The following is a 1,606-nucleotide window of genomic DNA, read 5'->3' on the forward strand; positions in this document are numbered from 1 at the left end:
GCTGTGAAGCTGTAAGTGCCTGCTGTCCCTGATGGTACAGTGATGCTGTTACCTGTGCTGCCATTACTCCAGCTGATAGTGCCACCCACACATCCACTCGCTGTCAAGGTTGCGGTCTCATTCAGACAAACCACTACATCGCTTACGGTTACCGTTGGCAATGGATTCACAATCACTTTGCCTGTGCCGGTTGCACTACATTCTTTGTTATTGGTCGTTACTTTACAGGTCGCTGTGAAGCTGTAAGTGCCTGCTGTCCCTGATGGTACAGTGATGCTGTTACCTGTGCTGCCATTACTCCAGCTGATAGTGCCACCCACACATCCACTCGCTGTCAAGGTTGCGGTCTCATTCAGACAAACCACTACATCGCTTACGGTTACCGTTGGCAATGGATTCACAATCACTTTGCCTGTGCCGGTTGCACTACATTCTTTGTTATTGGTCGTTACTTTACAGGTCGCTGTGAAGCTGTAAGTGCCTGCTGTCCCTGATGGTACAGTGATGCTGTTACCTGTGCTGCCATTACTCCAGCTGATAGTGCCACCCACACATCCACTCGCTGTCAAGGTTGCGGTCTCATTCAGACAAACCACTACATCGCTTACGGTTACCGTTGGCAATGGATTCACAATCACTTTGCCTGTGCCGGTTGCACTACATTCTTTGTTATTGGTCGTTACTTTACAGGTCGCTGTGAAGCTGTAAGTGCCTGCTGTCCCTGATGGTACAGTGATGCTGTTACCTGTGCTGCCATTACTCCAGCTGATAGTGCCACCCACACATCCACTCGCTGTCAAGGTTGCGGTCTCATTCAGACAAACCACTACATCGCTTACGGTTACCGTTGGCAATGGATTCACAATCACTTTGCCTGTGCCGGTTGCACTACATTCTTTGTTATTGGTCGTTACTTTACAGGTCGCTGTGAAGCTGTAAGTGCCTGCTGTCCCTGATGGTACAGTGATGCTGTTACCTGTGCTGCCATTACTCCAGCTGATAGTGCCACCCACACATCCACTCGCTGTCAAGGTTGCGGTCTCATTCAGACAAACCACTACATCGCTTACGGTTACCGTTGGCAATGGATTCACAATCACTTTGCCTGTGCCGGTTGCACTACATTCTTTGTTATTGGTCGTTACTTTACAGGTCGCTGTGAAGCTGTAAGTGCCTGCTGTCCCTGATGGTACAGTGATGCTGTTACCTGTGCTGCCATTACTCCAGCTGATGCTGCCTCCCACACAGCCACTTGCTGTTAAAGTCGCTGTCTCATTCATACAAACCACCACATCTGCTACTGTTACACTCGGCAATGGATTCACCGTTACTTTACCTGTGCCAGTTGCACTACACTCTTTGTTGTTAGTGGTCACTTTACAGGTTGCTGTGAAGCTGTAAGTACCGGCTGTGGTTGATGGTACACTGATGCTGTTACCTGTGCTGCCATTGCTCCAACTGATGGTGCCACCCACACAGCCACTTGCTGTCAAGGTCGCTGTCTCATTCAGACAGACTACTATATCTTTTACCTCAATGCTTACACCCGGATTAACCGTCACTTTGCCTGAAGTTGAGGCTGAACATTCTTTACCATTGGTAGTGA

Annotated in this window: 1 pseudogene; it reads right to left on the reverse strand. The window is 49.1% G+C overall.

What is annotated here, in order from left to right:
* Positions 1 to 1,606 (reverse strand): annotated as a pseudogene (locus tag EWM59_RS28110) (gliding motility-associated C-terminal domain-containing protein); the annotation flags it as partial.

The organism is Emticicia agri (assembly GCF_004168285.1).
Taxonomy (GTDB): domain Bacteria; phylum Bacteroidota; class Bacteroidia; order Cytophagales; family Spirosomataceae; genus Emticicia; species Emticicia agri.